Source organism: Microbispora sp. NBRC 16548, assembly GCF_030268985.1.
GTDB classification, from domain to species: Bacteria; Actinomycetota; Actinomycetes; order Streptosporangiales; family Streptosporangiaceae; genus Microbispora; species Microbispora catharanthi.
Genome location: NZ_BSSF01000004.1, coordinates 633,500 through 649,721, shown reverse-complemented (window position 1 = coordinate 649,721; position 16,222 = coordinate 633,500). Strand labels below are relative to the sequence as shown.

Annotated in this window: 15 protein-coding genes and 2 pseudogenes; 7 read left to right on the top strand and 10 right to left on the bottom strand. The window is 66.6% G+C overall.

Annotation, left to right across the window (positions count from 1 at the left end; translation table 11 throughout):
* Positions 1–86: 86 nt before the first annotated feature.
* Positions 87–1,436, top strand: coding sequence for a dihydrolipoyl dehydrogenase family protein (locus QSK36_RS14170; protein ID WP_285782710.1), 1,350 nt, complete (start codon positions 87–89; stop codon positions 1,434–1,436).
* Positions 1,437–1,580: 144 nt separating this feature from the next.
* Here QSK36_RS14170 and QSK36_RS14165 read toward each other — a convergent pair whose 3' ends face one another.
* Positions 1,581–1,991, bottom strand: a complete 411-nt coding sequence (locus QSK36_RS14165; protein WP_183544715.1) for a DoxX family protein — start codon at positions 1,989–1,991, stop codon at positions 1,581–1,583.
* Positions 1,992–2,435: 444 nt separating this feature from the next.
* Between QSK36_RS14165 and QSK36_RS14160 the strand changes: the two genes are divergently transcribed.
* A complete protein-coding gene (locus QSK36_RS14160) occupies positions 2,436–3,893 on the top strand; it encodes an MFS transporter (protein ID WP_285782709.1) in 1,458 nt (485 codons plus the stop codon).
* A gap of 515 nt (positions 3,894–4,408) precedes the next feature.
* On the opposite strand, the gene QSK36_RS14155 is transcribed toward QSK36_RS14160, so the two are convergent.
* The 3 genes and pseudogenes from QSK36_RS14155 to QSK36_RS14145 all read right to left on the bottom strand — a co-directional run bounded on the left by QSK36_RS14155 (position 4,409) and on the right by QSK36_RS14145 (position 7,113).
* Positions 4,409–4,879: a hypothetical protein gene (locus tag QSK36_RS14155; RefSeq protein WP_285782708.1), complete on the bottom strand. Its 471-nt coding sequence runs from the start codon at positions 4,877–4,879 to the stop codon at positions 4,409–4,411.
* 121 nt (positions 4,880–5,000) lie between these two features.
* A pseudogene (locus tag QSK36_RS14150) lies at positions 5,001–5,096 on the bottom strand (peptide-methionine (S)-S-oxide reductase MsrA); the annotation flags it as partial.
* 160 nt (positions 5,097–5,256) lie between these two features.
* A complete protein-coding gene (locus QSK36_RS14145) occupies positions 5,257–7,113 on the bottom strand; it encodes a serine hydrolase domain-containing protein (RefSeq protein WP_285782707.1) in 1,857 nt (618 codons plus the stop codon).
* 167 nt (positions 7,114–7,280) lie between these two features.
* Here QSK36_RS14145 and QSK36_RS14140 point away from each other — a divergent pair, with 167 nt between their 5' ends.
* Positions 7,281–8,429, top strand: a complete 1,149-nt coding sequence (locus QSK36_RS14140; RefSeq protein WP_285782706.1) for a sensor histidine kinase — start codon at positions 7,281–7,283, stop codon at positions 8,427–8,429.
* Entirely contained in the window at positions 8,407–9,060 is a 654-nt protein-coding gene (locus QSK36_RS14135) for a response regulator transcription factor (protein WP_285782705.1), read from the top strand. Before QSK36_RS14140 ends, QSK36_RS14135 begins: the two co-directional genes overlap by 23 nt.
* 417 nt (positions 9,061–9,477) lie before the next feature.
* On the opposite strand, the pseudogene QSK36_RS43705 reads toward QSK36_RS14135, so the two are convergent.
* The 4 genes and pseudogenes from QSK36_RS43705 to QSK36_RS14115 form a co-directional block, all read right to left on the bottom strand.
* Positions 9,478–9,603, bottom strand: a pseudogene (locus tag QSK36_RS43705) (peptide-methionine (S)-S-oxide reductase MsrA); the annotation flags it as partial.
* A 26-nt stretch (positions 9,604–9,629) separates the two neighbouring features.
* Entirely contained in the window at positions 9,630–10,046 is a 417-nt protein-coding gene (locus QSK36_RS14130) for a PIN domain-containing protein (RefSeq protein WP_183544704.1), read from the bottom strand.
* On the bottom strand, positions 10,022–10,333 hold the full coding sequence (locus QSK36_RS14125) for a hypothetical protein (protein ID WP_285782704.1): 312 nt from the start codon (positions 10,331–10,333) through the stop codon (positions 10,022–10,024). The genes QSK36_RS14130 and QSK36_RS14125 overlap by 25 nt, the downstream gene beginning before the upstream one ends.
* 277 nt (positions 10,334–10,610) lie before the next feature.
* Positions 10,611–11,558, bottom strand: coding sequence for an SDR family NAD(P)-dependent oxidoreductase (locus tag QSK36_RS14115; RefSeq protein ID WP_285782703.1), 948 nt, complete (start codon positions 11,556–11,558; stop codon positions 10,611–10,613).
* 109 nt (positions 11,559–11,667) lie between these two features.
* Between QSK36_RS14115 and QSK36_RS14110 the strand changes: the two genes are divergently transcribed.
* A complete protein-coding gene (locus tag QSK36_RS14110; RefSeq protein WP_285782702.1) occupies positions 11,668–12,333 on the top strand; it encodes a TetR/AcrR family transcriptional regulator in 666 nt (221 codons plus the stop codon).
* Between the two features lie 173 nt (positions 12,334–12,506).
* Here QSK36_RS14110 and QSK36_RS14105 read toward each other — a convergent pair whose 3' ends face one another.
* A complete protein-coding gene (locus QSK36_RS14105; protein ID WP_079315502.1) occupies positions 12,507–13,025 on the bottom strand; it encodes a type II toxin-antitoxin system RelE family toxin in 519 nt (172 codons plus the stop codon).
* A gap of 3 nt (positions 13,026–13,028) precedes the next feature.
* Positions 13,029–13,337, bottom strand: coding sequence for a type II toxin-antitoxin system prevent-host-death family antitoxin (locus tag QSK36_RS14100; RefSeq protein WP_183544696.1), 309 nt, complete (start codon positions 13,335–13,337; stop codon positions 13,029–13,031).
* Between the two features lie 176 nt (positions 13,338–13,513).
* Here QSK36_RS14100 and QSK36_RS14095 point away from each other — a divergent pair, with 176 nt between their 5' ends.
* Together QSK36_RS14095 and QSK36_RS14090 are read left to right on the top strand one after the other, a co-directional pair.
* Positions 13,514–14,125, top strand: coding sequence for a DUF4240 domain-containing protein (locus QSK36_RS14095; protein ID WP_285782701.1), 612 nt, complete (start codon positions 13,514–13,516; stop codon positions 14,123–14,125).
* Positions 14,126–14,403: 278 nt separating this feature from the next.
* Positions 14,404–15,825: a recombinase family protein gene (locus QSK36_RS14090; RefSeq protein ID WP_285782700.1), complete on the top strand. Its 1,422-nt coding sequence runs from the start codon at positions 14,404–14,406 to the stop codon at positions 15,823–15,825.
* Positions 15,826–16,222: the final 397 nt, after the last annotated feature.

Below are 16,222 nucleotides of genomic sequence, written 5' to 3'. Positions count from 1 at the left end.
GCGAGCACTTTCGCGCAGCAGCGTCGGGCGATTGGTGCCGTCAGCGAATAACACCCGATCGAACGGGATAACCAGAAGGATGGATCATGAAGAAGTCCTTTGACGTCGTCGTGATCGGAACAGGGGAAGCCGGCTCAGCGGTGGCCATGCGATGCCGGGCGGCCGGCCGGAACGTGGCGATCGTCGATTCCCGGCCCTTCGGCGGTACCTGTGGGCTGCGCGGCTGTGACCCCAAGAAGGTGTTGGTGGGAGCGGCCGAGATCATCGATCGGAAACGTCGCATGGAGGGCCGAGGCGTTGCTGGGGACCTGCGCATCGACTGGCCTGAGCTGATCCGTTTCAAGGCCACGTTCACAGACCCCTTTCCCCGGCAGCGAGAGGATGGCTTCGTCCAAGCAGGGGTGGAACCCTTCCACGGGCGTGCACGCTTTCTTGACCGGCGTTCGATCGAGGTTGGCCAGGACGTGCTCGAAGGCACTCACCTGGTCGTAGCAGTCGGCGCGTGGCCGGCCAGGCTGGGCATCCAGGGCGAGCACCATCTCACCCGCAGCGACCAGTTTCTCGACCTGCAGGAGTTGCCTCGACGGATCGCGTTTGTCGGAGGCGGTTACATCGGCTTCGAGTTCGGGCACATCGCGGCCAGGGCCGGGGCGACAGTCACGATCCTGCACGGAGGGGTTCGACCGCTCAAACACTTCGACCAAGACCTCGTGGCGCGGCTATTGGAGCGCACCCGTGACCTGGGCATCGACGTTCGGACTGGTACGAAGGTCACGGGCGTCGAGGGAGCACCGGGAAGCTTCAAGGTCACGGCCCTGACGGATTCGGGGCCTGAGGTGTTCGAGGCGGACATGGTCGTCCATTCGGCTGGTCGCGCACCCGAGGTGGACGATCTCGATCTGTCCGCCGCGGGGGTCGAGTTCGATCGCCGTGGGATCCGGGTCAACGGCCACCTGCAGAGCGTCTCGAACCCGGCGGTGTACGCGGCGGGTGATGCGGCCGACAGTGGAGCTCTGCCCGAGACGCCCCTCGCTCAGTACGAGGGCGGCCTCGTTGCCGAGAACATCATGGAGGGCAACCAGCGTACGGCGGACTACCTCGGCATGGCGAGTGTGGTCTACTCGATTCCCGCACTGAGCGCGGTGGGGATGACCGAGGAGGAAGCCCACGCCAAGGGCCTGACGTTTACCGTCAACCAGGCGGATACCTCTGGCTGGTACTCAGCGCGGCGGGTCGCCGAGCCGACGTCGATGTACAAGATCCTGATCGAGAAGGACAGCGGCAGGATTCTCGGAGCTCACCTCTTGGGCCCGGAGGCTGACGAATTCGCGAACGTCTTCGCTCTTGCCATCCGAGCGGACGTCCGCGCTGACGCGCTGAAGCACGCGCTGTTCGTCTACCCGACCCAGGCCTCCAACATGGCATGGATGCTGTAGTGCCCGATCTCGGGCGGGCGGGTACTTCCCGCGCGCTCTATGGCCAGTAGCGACGGCGGGACCTGGTGAACTTGGCCGGATCGTGGTCGTGCCATCGGCGCAGTTCGGTCGAGATCGCCACATCCCTGCTCTCGGTGGGGAGTGTCATCGCTGGGCCTCGCGACCCCGCCGCCACAGGCTGTCCGCAGCGAGGGCTCCTCCCCCGCTATAGGCGATGGCGATGGTGGCAGCCGCGAGTGCCAGAACGAACTCGTAACCGCCTTGGGATACCCAGAAGCCTTTGCTTGCGTGAACGAAGACGATCGCCAACAGCATGTCGAGCACAAGTAGCGTGCCGAACACCGGCAGCAGCAGCCCGAGCACAAGAGCCACGCCTCCGACCAGTTCGAGAGTCGCGGCCGCCAAGGTCGACACCCCAGGCAGGGGTACATGGGCCGACTTGAAGAACGCGGTCGTAGCGTCGATACTCGTGAATTTCTCCCATCCGTGCGCGATGAAGATTATGCCCACGATGACCCGAGTGATCAGCAGCGCGACCGGCTGAACCTTCTCCATCACAAAAGTATCCCTCTCGTTGAACGCTCGTAGCGGTCCAGGGGAAATGACCCACATGGCTACTTCGCAAGCGGAGGGCCCTCAACGGCAACACAACTTCACGTTATGCCCAGCTCAACAGCCGCACAACCCAGCCCGGTTAATGATCCATCCAAGGTCGTCAGCTTGCCTGCGTATGCCGCCGAGCAACCACGTGGGAATTTCGCCGATCGCCTATGGGGAGATCCACCGAGCGTCATCACGCCTTCTCGCTCGCGGGAACAGCCACGACGGTGGTGCGGGAAGCACCCTCGATGCCGGGTCGCCTAAGGATTTTGAGTTCGCAAGGAAAGGTTTGGCTCGGTGCGGTTTTATGGGGACAGCTCGATACGATTCTATGGGTGGCAGTAGTAAGCGGCACTGTACGGTGCCGTCGCGAGACGGATGTAATGGTGCGTTGCTCCGGTGCCTGACCAGATGAGTGGCGGCGCCCCTGCAGGCGGGGCGCCCGGCGAGCATGGGCAAGATCCTTCGGACCCCCGCCGATGGAAAGCCCTGGCCGTCTGCCTGATCGCCGGTTTCATCACATGGTTGGACATCAGCATCGTCAACGTGGCGCTACCCTCTATCCGCATCGCGTTACACGCCTCGCCGAGTGACCTCCAGTGGGTCGTTTCTGGATACGCGTTCGCCTTCGGGTTGCTGCTGATACCCGCCGGGCGGTTCGGCGACGCACACGGCCGGCACAACGTATTTGTCTTCGGCATGGTCCTTTTCGCGTTGGCCAGCGCCGCGGCGGGAGCAGCCTCGGGACCGGCTTGGCTGATTGTGGCCCGGGTCGCACAGGGGGCTGCTGCAGGTGTGACCGCCCCGCAGATCACCGGCCTGATCGAGCAGCTTTTCCAGGGCGCGGAACGAGGGCGGGCGTTCGGACTGCTGGGCGCCACGATGAGCTTCTCCACGGCAATCGGCCCACTGCTGGGCGGCCTGCTTATTCAATTCACCGGCCAAGCGGCGGGCTGGCGCCATGTCCTGCACGTCAGCATACCGATCAGCATCACCGCCATGATCTTGGCGTGCCGATACGTACCCAGGAAGGAGGTTTTAAAACGACATCGAGAGAGCATGGATCCTGTTGGAGTTTTAATTCTTGCCGCCGGCATATTTCTTCTGCTATTACCGCTTGTGGAAGGACGGGAGTGGCAGGGACAGACCAAGTGGCTGTTGGCGTTGGCCGCGTCCGTCGTACTGGCCGGGTTCGTACGCTGGGAGCGTTGGCACGGTCAGCGACACACTCCCACAGTTGATCTTTCTCTGTTTCGTAGAGGCTCATATGCCATGGGTGTATTGCTCGCGGCGCTGTATTTTGGCGGATTCACCGCAATCTTCTACATCGTCACTCAATACCTGCAAGAAGGCCTGCATTATTCCGCTCTGCGCGCAGGTTTGCTGAGTGCGGCGTTCGCGCTGGGATCAACATTCAGCGCCGCACTGAGCGGTCGACTCGTCAGCCGATTCGGCCGCCTGCTCGTCGCATTCGGACTGGTGCTGGTCACGGTTGGATTGGGCGCCACGGAACCCGCCATCCTGCTGGCTTCCGGCCAGAACGTGGCCTGGGTGATCGCAGCACCACTGTTTTTCGCAGGGCTGGGCAACGGCCTGATCGTCTCGCCAAACCAGACACTCACCTTGTCAGCGGTGCCGACCGCCGAGGCCGGCCTTGCCGCCGGCGTGCTTCAGACAGGACAGCGAATCGGCGCCTCCGTCGGTCTTGCGGCGGTGGGTTCGGCTCAAGGCATCTATGCGACGGCGTTCCAGCACGCCCTACTGGTTAACGTCATGTTCGTGCTGGCCGCGTTAACCGTGGCTCTTGTTGACGTATTCGTGGAGCGCCGAGCCAACCGGCGATTGGGCTACCGCTGAGTGAGGGGCCGCGTGGGAAGAGGTCGTCCAGGCCAGTCGCGCACCAGGCCGAAGGGGCACCTGCGTTGACACCGGTGCCGCCGAGGCCGCAGCAGCCGTTGGGCGCCTTGAAGAGGTGTTGCCGGTGGTAGCGATTCTCTTCAGGCAGTAAATCGGCAAGCAAACGGATCACGCATCCGTGTCTTTCGGGTGGCGAGGCGAAGCGTAGATCAACCACACGGTGCGCGTCCCGTCGTCGATGACATACCGGACGCGGCCTCCACTTGTTATTCCCACTGTTCGAGAGCCTTGCCGTTGTGGCGATGAACCGCGAGGTCGCCACGGAGACGATGCTGGCGCTCGTGATCGGCTCGCGAGCGAGGATCTGCGCGCAAGTCCTCAAGACAGCGCCGCGTGTTGGCCAGGGCGTGCCTGCATAGTTCCTCCCACCCCCTTGCCGCATCACTGGTGGCGAAGCGGAACGTCCCACTCATCGCCAGGTGGAGGAACGGTGACGCGATCCCCACGTTTGGGACTCATACAGAGACTTCAACCGGTCCGAAGTCTCCGCTCGTCGGCTTACGCGCATCGGCGAACTCCGCTGAGTCCGCCTTGATCCGAGCCGTCGCCCGCCAGCCCACGATCACTTCTTCGGCCCTGTCGTCCAAGTCCAGTTCTGCAGCGTCGGACAGAGCTTCGACCAGTTCGAACGTGAAGCTTCGCAGTTCGTCCGTGGTGAGGTGGCGGACCCAGGGGAAAACCTCAGGCATCGCGATAGCCAGTGTCCTGGCTGTCGGATCATGTTTGAGGAGCGCGAGGAACAGGCGGGACGCCGTCGCGAGCGTCCGGTCTCGCTGCTCCTCGCGGTGTGCAGCCGTTAGATAGAAGTCCGGCGCATCCCGATGAGTGACACGTACTCGCCCCAGACGCGTCGCACGCTCCGCGACCGCTCGCGGGTTCCTCGACAAGTCTGAGAACGTCACCGACTCTGCATGGCTCGCGCTCATATACTCATCATACTCAGAACGTGTTCTGATATACGTGTGCCCGGCTAGAGGCGGCTCTGCCCCTCGGTAGGCACTGGGCCAGCCGGGCGACCGAGGGCCAGGGTCAGTCAGTTACCGCAGGTCAGGCTTCGCCGGCGGTCAGGCCGACGGGGCAGCTGACGCCGGTGCCGCCGAGGCCGCAGTAGCCGTTGGGCGCCTTGAAGAGGTATTTCTGGTGGTCCGACAACGACGTCAGCGCCCACTCCGGAAGCCCCCGCCCCGCATGGCAACGACTCCTCGGCGACATCGGGGCCGGGACCGTCGACGCCATCGTGTGGCGGCACGTGGACAGGCTCGTACCAGAGCCTGCTGAGCCAGGCGGTCGAGTGATCAAGTGATCACAGGTGCCAGCCGAGCAAGTTCCAGTGCTGGCAGAACCAGAGGAGGGCGAGCAGTCCCGCCAGCACGACCACCTGGTGGCCACGGGCCAGGACGCCCGCGCGCCGCCAGGCCCTCACGGTGGTGGCGATCGCGGCGACGGTGAGTGCGAGGACCAGCAGCGGCAGCACCAGGAGGACCTGGACGTTGGTCGGCACGCCGTACAGGATGCTCGTGTCGCCGGTCAGGACCAGCGTGAACAGCACCACGAACACCAGTCCGACCGCGGCGGCGAGCCCAGTCAGGACACGCCCGGCGCGCCAGACACGCGGTACGGGACGCTTCTTGGCCCGGCGGACCACAGCGGCCACCGGCAGGCCGAGCACGGCGGTCAGGGCGGTGACGGCGAACAGCAGGACGATGACGACATTGACCGGCGGGGTATCCCACCAGGGGACGCGTTGGTAGGCGGGGCCGTCCGTGGCCACGTACGCGACACCGCTCCCGCCGGTCACCAGCGCCAGCCGCTGTGTGCCGCCGTCCTGCTGATACAGCCCGGGCCCCAGCGGGCTCCACGTCGAGCCCCTGAAGGTGAGCTTCCCGCCCTCCACCCGCAGCTGGGTGGAACTGGTCAGGGCGACCACCTTCTCGATGCTGGACTCGGCGGACCGGGTGAGCTTGTAGAAGCCTTCAACAGGCATGACGGAAGCACCGCCGTCGGGCACGGCGCGCTTTCCGGGCAGGAAGCGGTCGAAGAAGGCGGGAATGATCTTGGTAGTGGCGTCGCCCCCGCCCAGACTGTTCGTGGAGACGAACAGGCCGAGGTCGGCGTCGGGTACCAGCAGCAACGCGCTCTGGAAGCCCTCCCAGCCGCCGTCGTGCATGATCACGCGATGCCCGTTGAGCGTCTGCTCCTTGAACCCGTGGGCGTACCCGTCGATGCGCGGATCGGCCGCGAACGTCCGCCGGTGCATGAGCCGGGCCGTCGGCTCGTCGAGGATGCGCTGGTCGCCGAAGCGTCCGTCCAGCAGGTGGGCGATCATGAAGTGGGCCATGTCGTTCGCGGTGGCACTGATCGACCCGTCGGGAGCGAGGTTGTCGAAGACGAACGGCTTGCGCCGATACGCCCCGCCCTCGTAGTCGTAGCTGCGCGCCAGATCCGCGGCCAAGGGGGCGGGGACGGGCTCGGCGGCCGTGCTGTGCCGCATCGCGAGCGGGTCGAGGATGTGGTCGCGCACGTACTCGTCATACGGCTGCCCGCTCACCCGCGACACGATGTATCCGGCCAGCGCCGCCCCATAGTTCGAGTACGCCGACACCTCGCCGGGCGGGCGCACCCGCGCGGGCACGTTGTCGGCGAGATAGTCCTCCAAAGGCGGCACGTCGTCCTTGCTCCGCGACCCCACGCCGATCGTGCGGTCCTCGAACCCGGCCGTGTGGTCCATCAGGTCCTGCAGGGTGATCGGCCGGGGGTAGGTCGCGGGGATCCGGAACGCGGTGAGGTAGCGGTTCACGTCCGCCTTCAGGTCCAGCTTGCCCTGCTGAACCTGCTGCATCACCGCGGTCCAGGTGAACAGCTTGGTGATCGAGGCGATCCGGACCATCGAGGTGTCCGGGTCAAAGGGCCTGCGGTTCTCGACGTCGGCCAGTCCGTACCCCTTGCTGAAGAGCACCTTCCCACCGCCCACCACCGAGACGACCGCGCCCGGCACGTGGTTGGCCGCCAGCCCGTCCGCCATCGCGGCGTCGAAGAAGTCCGCCAGAGCACGTTCGTCCGGAACATCGGTAGCTGCCGCGGCAGGGGAGGCGACGCAGGGCGGCACGAGGATCATCAGCGCCGCGCACGCCGCGACGAGCATCGAACGGAAGACATACACGGGAGGACTCCTGACCTTGTCGAGGCCGTCCACGATGCGGCCGGCGAGGGTGCGGCCGCATCGCCATCGCGGCCATAGGCGTCTGCGACGAAAGTCGGAGACCGCCCGGCGTCCGGCACCGACGCCGGTATGAGGTGGCGCGCCGCCGCCCTGGCTACGCTGGACCGATGCTGTCGTACCGCGCGGCGCTTCGGCGGGTGGCCGCGCTCGGGCCACACGCGATCAGCGCGGCCTCCGTGGCGCTCTGCCTCTTCCTCACCGTCCTGGCAGTCAAGACGCCGTGGGCGCCGCTGCCGCGACCCGTCATCGCCGCCGCCGGGCTGGCAGGCACGGGTGCGGTGTGGTTCCGGGGCCGGTGGCCGGTCGCGGTGGCCGCCGTCGGGGCGGGCGCGTACGTGCTGTCGGGCAATCCGGGGCCGCTGCTGATCAGCCTGTTCTCCGGCGCGGGCACGCGTTTCCTGGCGCTGGCGGCGATCGGCATGGCGGGGTTCCTGGCCCAGCAATGGGTGGACGGCGGCCGGTTGGGCACCGACGCGCTGATCTCGGCGATGACCGCCGTCGGGGTCACGCTGGCGGCAGGGGCGTACGCCACCACCCGCCGCGAGCTGACCCGATCGCTGCGCGAGCGCGCCGAACGCGCCGAGACCGAGCAGCGTCTGCGCGACGAGCAGGCGAGGTCCGCTGAACGCGGCCGGATCGCCCGGGAGATGCACGACGTGCTCGCGCACAAGGTAACGCTCATCTCGCTGCACGCCGGCGGCCTGGAGGTGAACGCGAGCGCAGGGCCGGAGCGCGTCGAACGGGAGGCGGCGCTGATCAGGGTCAGCGCGCAGGAGGCGCTCGAAGAGCTGCGCAAGATCCTTGGCGTGCTGCGCGCCGGGCCCGACGATGACGACGGCTTCCCCGACCTGCGGCGGCTGGTGGACTCCTGGGTATCAGCCGGCGGGACCGTCACCCTGCACGGCGATATCGGCACGTGGCCACCGGAAACGGCCAGGGCCGCGCATCGCCTCGTCCAGGAGGGCCTGACCAACGCGCACAAGCACGCCCACGGGGCCCCGGTCACGGTCACGGCGACCGGAAGCAGGGAAGACGGCGTCACGATCGTGGTCGCCAACGGACGATCGACCCAGCCGAGTTTGGAGACCGGCGCCGGGGTCGGTCTGGTGGGCCTGGCGGAGCGTTTCCGACTGATCGGCGGAACGGTGCGCGGCAGGCCGGACGATGCGGGAGGCTGGCGTCTTGAGGGCCGGCTGCCGTGGCACGCCGCGGACGCATCCCCAAGGGAATCACATGATCAGGACACTGCTGGTTGACGACGAGCCACTGATCCGTGCGGGGCTGCGGTTCATCATCGAGTCCGCACCCGACGTGGAGGTCGTGGGCGAGGCCGAGGACGGCAACCAGGCCGTCGACGCGGTCCGCCGCCTGGGGCCCGACGTCGTCCTGATGGACGTCAGGATGCCCCGGTACGACGGCCTGGCCGCCACCGGGGCCATCCGCCGGCTCGCCCGGGCACCCGCGGTGATCATCCTTACCACGTTCGACAGCGACGAGCACATCTTCACCGCCCTGGAGGCGGGAGCCTGCGGGTTCCTGCTCAAGGACACCTCGCCGCACGACCTGATCCGGGCGATCCGTCTCGCGCACGGCGGCGACTCGATGCTGTCCCCGCAGGTCACTCGGCGGCTGATCCACCGGCTCACCACCGACCAGCCCATACGGCGCCGCCGTGACGCGCTCGCCCGGTTGGAGGCCCTGACCGTCCGCGAGCGCGAGGTGCTCACCGAGGTCGGGCTCGGCCGCTCCAACACCGAGATCGCAGCCCGCCTCAACATGAGCGAGGCCACGGTCAAGAGCCACATCTCCCACCTGTTCGACAAGCTCGCCGTCACGAACCGCGTACAGGTGGCCATCGCCGCCTACCGCGCCGGCCTGGTCGACTGACTCAGCCCAGCCCAGCCACGATCTCGCGCCCACCGGCCCCGTCTGTTCGTCCAGCTCGCGCCGCAGCTCGTTCAGAGTTTCCGCGGCTACCGTCATGCAAGCCCGGCCACGAGCTCGGCCTGGGTAAGCCGATGGCCCCTCCGCGTCGCGTACCAATCTCCCGGCCTGTCGTCCGCTCGGCTGCGCCAGATCGACCAGCCGGGGAAGCCCGCTACCAGCTCCTAAAACTCTCTTATGCACAGCAGGTTACAGAGCCGAGTTCGGCGTCGCCCGCGTCAGCATCCGTAAGGTGACCGCCGAGCTCCGCGAAGACGGCTTCATCGTCACCACCCCATGCATGGGCTCATTCGTGGCCCCGGACAAGAACGAGACCTCCGAGCATGCCTGACAGCCACCCGGAGGTCTCAGCAATCCCGGCTACTCCTCCGAAGAGGTCGTCAGCCCAGTCGGGCACCAGGCCGAAGGGCCACCTGCGTTGACACCGGTGCCGCCGAGGCCGCAGTAGCCGTTCGGCACCTCGAAGAGGTATTGCTGGTGGTAGTCGAATCGCTGGCACAATAAATCAGCGCTTACACGCGTACGAGGCGAACCGCCTTACCACAGAGCTTGCTCATGTCGTCCTCGTCCGAGGTGAGGATGATGACGGGCCGGGTGGAGCGAAGAGCCGTGGCGGCCACGACGGCATCGATCGCGTACTTGTGGCCGTGAAAACCGCTCTCACGGAGCAGGTCCAGCGCGTGAACGGAGACCTCCTCAGTCACCGGCTCGACACGCAACCGGGACAGGTGCCAGCGCAACCGATCGTTTGTCACCCGGCCGTCGAAGGCCTCGATAGGCGTCAGGGCACTGATGGCAACGCGGAAGTCGTTGTTCTGCGCCTCTCGGACAATCGCCGTGACTCGCTGGTCGGCCGCACACCACTTCGAGAGCCCCTCGGAGCCAAGGATCACCGTCCCCGCACTCAGCTTGCTTCGTGCGCGTGCCATCCACGCTCCTCCTGTAGCTCCGGAGCGGACTTCACGCTACGGAACAGTTGCTCAGCCTCGTCCCGCAGATGCTGTGGGATGGGACCGCACTCGTTCTCGTTCGCCTGCAGGGCCTCCTCCAGCAGGTCCCGCTCAATCTGCCGCTCCACAGCGGCATCAACATAGGCCGAGAACCCGCGTGCGCCGACACGCTCCTTGATCGCGCGGATGTTGCCGGCCCGCAAGGAGACGCTCACCTTGGCCGCGGGCCCTTCCCTTGGCGGGAAGGCTTGCTCAGGCGTACTCATAGCGACAGTTTACTACTTCAAGTAGCAAATCGCTGGCATCAGAAACCTGAAACCTCCGAGTAGCGCCACGCCGCTCGGAGGTCTCACGATCCCGCTACTCCCCGCTGGAGGTCGCCAGGCCGACGGGGCAGCTCAGATCGGTGCCGCCGAGGCCGCGGTAGCCGTTTGGCCCCTTGAAGAGGTATTGCTGGTGGTAGCGGTTCTCCTCGGGCGATAATTCGCGGCCGAGCTCCACCCGCTTGCGCCGCGACGAGCCGGCGCCTCCTACCGGCGCGGGCTACATCGTGATGGCCGATCCGGAGGGAAACGAGTTCTGCTTGGACTGAACGACGGGGAACTTCACCCCGGTGAGGTCTTCGGAGACGGCCCACAGCCGCTGCTGGACGGCTACCTCGTACGACTGCGGGCTGGAGGTGACCAGCCGGGGGTGGCCCATGACCTCGAAGCGTCCGCCGGGACCGTAGTACTGGCCGCCGAGCACGGCGGGGTCGGTGGCGGCGCGCAGGGTCGGCAACGCGCCCATCGCCGGCGTCTGGGTGATCAGCGGCGCGAGCCAGGTGAGCGGAAGCCGGAGGGCGGCGGGGGTGTTGCGGGCGAGCTCGGTGCTGGACATGCCGGGGTGCGCGGCCACCGCGACGGTGGTGCCGTGCGTGGCGAGCCGGCGCTGCAGCTCGTACGTGAACATCAGGTTGGCCAGCTTGGACTGACCATAGGCGGCGACCCGGCTGTACGACCGCTCCCACTGCAGGTCGTCGAAGTGGATCGCGGCCCGGATGCGGTGGCCGGTGCTGCTGACCGTCACCACGCGCGAACCGGGCACCGGCAGCATCAGGTCCAGCAGCAGCCCGGTGAGCGCGAAGTGGCCGAGGTGGTTGGTGCCGAACTGCATCTCGAAGCCGTCCCGGGTGGTCTGCTTCGGCATGTACATCACGCCGGCGTTATTGATCAGCAGGTCAATCCGGTCGAGCCGGGACCGCAGCGCCGCCGCCGCGGTCCGGACGGAGTCGAGCGAGGTCAGGTCCAGCGCCTGCACGGTCACGTCGCCGGTCATGCGGGCCGCGGCCTGCTCGCCCTTCTCGACGTTGCGCACGGCGAGCACCACGGACGCCCCGCGCTCGGCGAGCGCCCTGGCGGTCTCGTACCCCAGTCCGGTGTTGGCCCCGGTCACCACGGCCACCCGCCCGCGCTGGTCCGGAATGTTCGCCGTCGTCCACTTCTCGCCCATGTCAGACTCCCAACTAACTAACGTACCGAGGGTATCTTGCACCGGCGACACTAAGGTACCTCCGGTACGTTGTCAACGTACCGGAGGTACCTTAGCTAGGCTGGCAATCGTGACTTTCCAGCGGGCGCGAACCGAAGAGCAGCGGGAGATCCGCCGACGGGCGATCCTCGACACGGCGTCGGCGATGCTCAACGAGATGCCCGTGGCCGCGGTCACCCTGAACGAGCTCAGCCGCCGGGTAGGCCTGGCGAAGCCGAACGTGCTGCGCTACTTCGAGTCTCGCGAGGCGGTGCTGCTGGAACTGCTGGACCACTTCCTGCAGGAGTGGCTGACGGAACTGGCGGGCGAGTTGGCCGTCGGCATTGACGAAAATCTACCCATGGCCGAGCGAGCGGCAGCGGTGGCCGAGATCCTCAGCCGCTCGCTCTCCGGCCGAGTGGTGCTGTGCGACCTCTTCGGCGCGCAGGGCAGCGTCCTGGAACACAACGTCTCCGTCGAGGTCGTAGCACGCTACAAGCGCGCCTCCCTGGACCGCCTGACAACCATGACCGCCCTGATCCAGAACTACCTGCCGGAGCTGGGCGAGAACGCAACACTGTTCAGCCTGCAAACCATGGTCATGGCCGGCGCGCTGTCGGCGTACAGCACACCCCCACCCAGCCTGCAGGCGGCCTACCAGGCCGAGCCCGACCTGGCCCGCTTCCACTTGGAGCTGAAGGACTCCTTGAAGCTGGCCCTGACCACAACCCTCCTGGGCGTGCTACCCCGCCGCTGACCTGCCTTGCACTGGACAGATCCTGGAGCCCGACCTCGGTCGGGACCAGGCCCATCGGGCAGGCGGCCCACCCGGATGGGTCACCTAGCTTGACGCTGGTGCCGCAGTAGCCGTTGGGCACCTTAAAGAGGTATTGCTGGTGGTAGCGGTTCTCTTCGGGCAATAAGTCGCCGCTAGCGTGGCTTGGACCGGAAGTCAGCCCAAAGGTCGACCGCCTGCTGCAAGTCGAGAGCGGCGACGTCTTCGCGAGACATACCGACGGTGTAGATCAAACGATCCGCGAGCCAATCCGGCACCGGCTCCCTGGGAGGCGGTTGCTCGACGCGAACGTGATCGGCCAGCGCGCCCAGGCGTTCGATGATCTGACCAAGCTGCACTACCTCGGGACGGCCCTTTCCAGCGGCACGGACCCTGGCTGTCGCCTCGGCGTACACCTCGGCGTCGGCTCTTTCCCCGACAGCCCATACTTCGCAGATCTCGATCGACTTGTCCTCGGTGATGCGGTAGACGACCCGCCAGGTGTTACGCCCGACCACGAGCTTGCGAAAGCCGGTCAGCTCCCCGCCCAGTGGATAGCCGGCCTCCGGATTGTCCAGCAGCAAAAGGATCTTCTTGAGCACCTTCGGCACGGCATCCGGACCGATTCGCCGCAGGTCATCAACCGCCGGGGCCGTGAAGACGACGTCCGACACGGGCTACTCGTCGTCCGGCAGCGCGGCCAGCGACTCCCGCGTGTGCCCGAAAGCGGAGAGCACGTCGTCGAGTGGGACACGCTCTCCGGTGTCGGTGACCGAGCGTGCGAGCACGAGCGCCAGATCTCGGAGGTCGGCGGCGGCCTCCTCCAACTCTTCCAGGCGACGAATGCTGACGACCGCGGCCACCGGCTGATGCCGACGGGTGACCACCAGATCGGTCCCACGCTCAGCGTCGGCGACCAGACGGGCCACCCCACGCTGAGCCGCTTCTGTGACACTCAACTCGGCAGCTTCGTGCAGCACGGTCATGCAACTACTGTACAGCAACCTGTACAGAACAGGCAGGAGATGCCCCGTCGTTCGGCGATGGCGATCACGGACGCCGGACCGCATATGGGCGGCTTGCGCACCTCCCGGATGTGCACTGCTCACGGTGACTGCTTCCGCTGAACTATGGCGTGAACGCCGTGCCATTATCGCTTCTCGTGGACGAGGACCGATTCTGGGAACTGATTGAGCGTTCCGACAGAGAAACACGCAGCAGGAAGGAGCGCCTGGTCTGGCTGAACACCCGGCTCTGCCAACTCTCCGCCGACGAGATCATTGATTACCACATGTGGTGGGAACTCAATGCGAACCGCGGCTGCACATGTGATATGTACGCGCTGAGCTGTTACCTGTTACGACGCGAATCGACTGACGGCTTCGAATATTTCGTCTATTGGCTCATGAGCTTGGGCCGAGAGGCGTACGACCAAGTCGCCGATTGCCCGGATCGCGTCATGGAACTGCCGCAGGTCGTACACCTCCTCGACCTGAAGCGACGCTGGTTTGCCGAACGACGTCGCGGCTTCCCGTGGTCCGACGAGGAGTACCCGGCCTTCGAACTCCTTGCCTATGTAGCGCATGACGCCTATGAGCAGGTCACCGGCAAGGCTGTGGACGATCTCTATGCCGCCGCCGAAGCCAGAGGAGTCCAACGTGGCTTTCCGCTCCTGGCGGCCGAATTCAGCGAGGCAGACTGGGATATCGCCGATGATGCGGAGGTCGCCCGCAGGCTTCCCAGGCTGGCCCGCTACCTGACCGGCCCTAACTGACCTCATGGGTTCCGCAACTACTGATTACAGACGCGCTCGCTGAAGCACGGGCGCGGGCGATGCAGGCGCGGTTAGGGCTGCCCCTCTCCGCACCCACCGATACCGCGGAACCTCCGACCGATGCGCGTCAGCTTGAATTCGATCCCGTCGTTGCCCCTCGTCATCTTCCCGAGGGGCAACGACTGACAATCCTGCCGGCCGACTGATCAGGCTTCGTCGGCGGTCAGGCCGACGGGGCAGGAGACGCTGGTGTCTACGAGCGTGTATCTATGTGACCCATGCGGAGAGCTGCGATCTACTGCCGAATCAGCCAGGACCGTGCAGGCGCCGGACTCGGCGTCACCCGCCAGGAAGCCGACTGCCGGACACTGATCGAACGCCGAGGCTGGCAGGTCGCCGACGTCTACTCCGACAACGACGTCAGCGCGTACTCCGGCAGCCCCCGCCCCGCGTGGCGACGACTGCTTGAGGACATCGAAGCCGGCACCGTCGACGCCATCGTCTGCTGGCACGTCGACAGACTGACACGATCCCCACGCGAACTCGAAGACGTCATCGACCTCGCCGACCGTCGCGGCATCGAACTCGCCACCGTGACCGGTGAGATCGACCTGGCCACCCCGACCGGCCGCCTGATCGCCCGCATGCTCGGGGCCGCCGCCCGCCACGAGGCCGAGCACAAGGCCGAAAGACAAAAGCGCCAGCGACGACAGAGCGCCGAGGCCGGCAAGGTGTCCGGTGGCGGGATGCGCCCATACGGCTACGCCGAGGACCGGGTAACCATCATCGATGAAGAGGCCCAGGTGATCCGCGAGGCCGCCCGCCGGGTGTTGGCCGGCGAATCACTGGCCAGCGTGTGCAAGGACTTTGAGCAGCGGGATGTGAAGACCCCTTCCGGGCGTCACTGGATCCCCACCACGTTGCGCCGTCTGCTGGCGTCAGCCCGAATCAGTGGGCGAAGGGAGCGCACGCCTCGCAGCACCTACCAGACCACCCGCCCTCTGCTGGGCGAGATCGTCGCCGACGCCGTCTGGCCCTCGATCATCAGCACCGTCGACTCCGACCGGCTCCGTGCACTGCTCAGCGATCCCGCCCGCGACTACCGCCGCCAGTCCGCCACCGGACGCTCCTACCTTCTGTCCGGCATCCTGCGCTGCGGCCGATGCGGACACCGAATGAACGGCCGCCCACGGCAAGGCGTCCCCCGGTACGTCTGCCCGAACGTGCCCGGCAGCGGCTCATGCGGCGGGATCGCCACCAACACCGCCCGCACCGACGACCACATCCGCGACATGCTACTGACCGCCCTCGACTCCCCCGCCCTCGCCGAACGCATCCGCCACCAAGGCGGCGACGATGACGACCTCGCCGAGGCCGTACGTGCCGACGAGGAGCTACTGGAAGAACTCGCTCAAGCCTGGGCCAGCCGGGAGATCAGCCGCAGGGAATGGATGGCCGCCCGCGCCCCGATCGAACTACGCCTGGACAAAAGCAGGGCACAACTGGCCGGCCTCTCCCGAACCTCACCCCTGATCCCCTTCATCGGCACCGCCCAGGACATGCTCACCAGGTGGCAGGCCATGAACATCTCCCAGCGACGCGCCATCGTCACCGCGGTCATCCGCACCATCACCGTCGCCACCGCCAACCCACGCAAGAAGTGGGACCCCGACCGATTCACCATCGAATGGATCGCCTAAGCCGCCACCGGGCGGCGCTCCGACTGCTGTTCCCCCACCAGCCGGAACACCGACGCCACCCGCTCCAACACCGCCAGATCCTCAACCACCGGCGCAAGCCCCTGCGCCGCCCGAGACGCCGCCACCCGCGCCCGCATCTCGTTCACCCACACCCGCCACCAGGCGCCCACCCCACACGACGCCACCCCTACGGCACCGCGCTCCCAGATCCTCCCTCCGCCGCAAGCTCGCCTCCCCTCTCGCTCCTTTCAATCGATGATGGGACCAAGAATGCGACCAGCACCCAGAACGAGGACACCACCCAGCCGGACACCACCAAGACGTCCAAGAGATCCCTCGCGGGGCAGCACGTCCCCAGCGTCCCCACCTGAAGCGCCTCAGCCGAGGGCGTTCACGC